Raw genomic sequence first — 2,350 nt, 5'->3', positions numbered from 1 at the left:
ATGCATATTGATGATTTCGCGCCAAACCTATCGTTCTTTTTCTCCAACGGTATTGATCCGGAATACGCGGTTATTGGCCGCGTAGCCCGGCGCATCTGGGCCAAGGCCATCAAAAATAAATACAAGGGCAACGACCGTTCTCAAAAACTAAAATACCATATCCAGACCAGCGGGCGCTCGCTGCACGCCCAGGAAATTGATTTTAACGATATCCGCACCACCCTGCAGGCTTTGTATGCTATTTATGATAACTGTAATTCGCTGCATACCAATGCTTATGATGAAGCCATTACAACACCAACCGAAGAATCAGTGCGCCGTGCAATGGCGATCCAGCTGATCATCAACCGCGAACTGGGCCTGGCTAAAAATGAAAATCCCATCCAGGGCGCTTTCATCATTGAAGAACTAACCGACCTGGTGGAAGAAGCTGTTTTGGCCGAATTTAAGGCCATCAACGACCGCGGCGGGGTTTTGGGCGCTATGGAAACCATGTACCAGCGCAGCAAGATCCAGGAAGAATCGCTTTACTACGAAACCCTTAAACATACCGGCGAATACCCGATTGTGGGTGTAAATACTTTCCTTAATAAAAATGGCTCGCCGACCATTGTTCCGTCCGAAGTGATCCGCGCTACCGAAGAAGAAAAACAGTTCCAGATTGAAGCCCTGCACGAGTTTCAGCATCGCAACGAGGAGCTCATCCCTCAACTACTAAAAACCCTGCAGCAAACCGCCATTGCCGGCGGCAATATTTTTGAAAGTTTGATGGAGGCCTGTAAGTATTGTTCGCTGGGGCAGATCTCGCATGCTTTGTACGAGGTAGGGGGGCAGTATAGAAGGAATATGTAGAGATTAGAGATTTGAGATTAGTTGGGAATTTTGTGCCATTTGTATATTATTGATCGATAATTATCTAATTTCAAGCGCGATTACAAAAGATGCAGATAGAATACCAGCTTTCAAAAAAAGATTACCTCGAATCCAGCAAGCTTTATTTAAAAAGTGTGCTTCAACAGCGATCATGGGTTTTTATTTTACTCACAATTATTTTAATAGGTACTTTAAATGGCGAAACTTTTTTATGGTGGCGATTTTTAATAGCAATAGTTGTTTCTCCGTTAGTAATTATCATGATTGTATATTTTATTCCATTACTCATTGTTCTAATACGTCTGAACAATGCGAATGCCAAGAATAAATCTACATTTGAGAGCAAGAAGGTTACTGTTAATGATGAAGGTTTATTAGTTGAGTCAGAAAGTAAGACCCAAATGCGAAAATGGGGAAGCATTGCGTCTGCCTGGTCAAATGATAAATTTATCTATTTGATTCTCGCCGATAAGAAGTTTTCGCCTGTTCCTAAAAATGCTTTTCCTTCAGAAACCGAAGCAATTAATTTCCTCAGAATAGTTCAGAGCAAAATCATTCAACAAAGGGGAAAGTTAAATTTTCAACTCAATACTTCAAAAACTAAACCTCCTTATTTGTTAGGTCTGATATGTATAGTTCCATTAGTTGGGGCATTCGTTGGCTTCGGGCTGCTCATGTATGGGATTTTTCAATATAAAGATAAATGGCTGATCATTATCGGTGCGGCGGGAATCGTTTGGACTGTTGCAGTTTATGGCTCCATGGATTATCAATTAAAAAATAGTTTGCAAACAAGAAAAGGGTTTGCCGAAATTTCCCAAATGCAGTTAAACTCTCTTTTGAAAAATATAGAGTTTTATAAAATACAGCATGTGAATTATCCTGATAGCCTGGCGCAAGTAACTGAAGATGATAAAATGGTCGCAATTAATGACCCCCTTCGATCCTTTGATAAGGATATTAAAAAAGATACAAAATACATCTATCAGAGGGTCGGCAATCATTATTATCCATTCTCATCCGGCATTGATGGTATCCCAAACACAAAAGATGATATCTATCCGCAGGTAGCCAAATCAGATAGTGCTAAATTGGGTTTGATCAGGAAATCCCATTAATCCGTTAAATATTTTTGCACCATGATCCCCGACATCATCGAAGACGAAACCTTTACTAAAATATCCGCTGCTGCAATCTCCGGGCATAAGCGGACATATGAAAACTGTGCATTTGTAAATTGCGATCTTTCTTATGCTCACCTGTCGGGGATGGTTTTTATCGGTTGCCGGTTTGAAGATTGCAATTTGTCGCTGGCACAATTAGCTGATACCGGTTTACAGGGTCTTCGATTTAAAAACTGCAAGCTAAGCGGCGCCGATTTCAGCAAAAGCCGCGACTTTTTGTTTGAAGTGAGTTTTGAAAACTGTATTCTGGACAATGCCATTTTCTACAAAAAGAAAAACAAAGGGGCTAAGTT

At 40.8% G+C, this 2,350-nt stretch carries 3 protein-coding genes; all 3 read left to right on the top strand.

Features of this window, described 5'->3' with window-relative positions; translation table 11 throughout:
- The coding region (locus QZY09_RS05535) for a methylmalonyl-CoA mutase family protein (RefSeq protein ID WP_295669287.1) at positions 1-852 on the top strand (852 nt) is incomplete at its 5' end.
- A gap of 89 nt (positions 853-941) precedes the next feature.
- Positions 942-1,991, top strand: coding sequence for a YcxB family protein (locus tag QZY09_RS05530; RefSeq protein WP_295669284.1), 1,050 nt, complete (start codon positions 942-944; stop codon positions 1,989-1,991).
- Between the two features lie 21 nt (positions 1,992-2,012).
- Positions 2,013-2,350 (top strand): pentapeptide repeat-containing protein (locus QZY09_RS05525; protein WP_295669281.1); only part of this gene is annotated, 338 nt, incomplete at its 3' end.

Origin of the sequence: uncultured Mucilaginibacter sp. (genome assembly GCF_903913935.1) — a bacterium.
GTDB lineage: Bacteria > Bacteroidota > Bacteroidia > Sphingobacteriales > Sphingobacteriaceae > Mucilaginibacter.
The sequence above is the reverse complement of the archived record's forward strand: the minus strand, read 5'-3'. Positions and strand labels throughout refer to the sequence as shown.

Excerpts from the sequence above, each read along its gene's own strand:
- QZY09_RS05530 (WP_295669284.1), top strand. The coding sequence starts at position 942 with ATGCAGATAGAATACCAGCTTTCAAAAAAAGATTACCTCGAATCCAGC.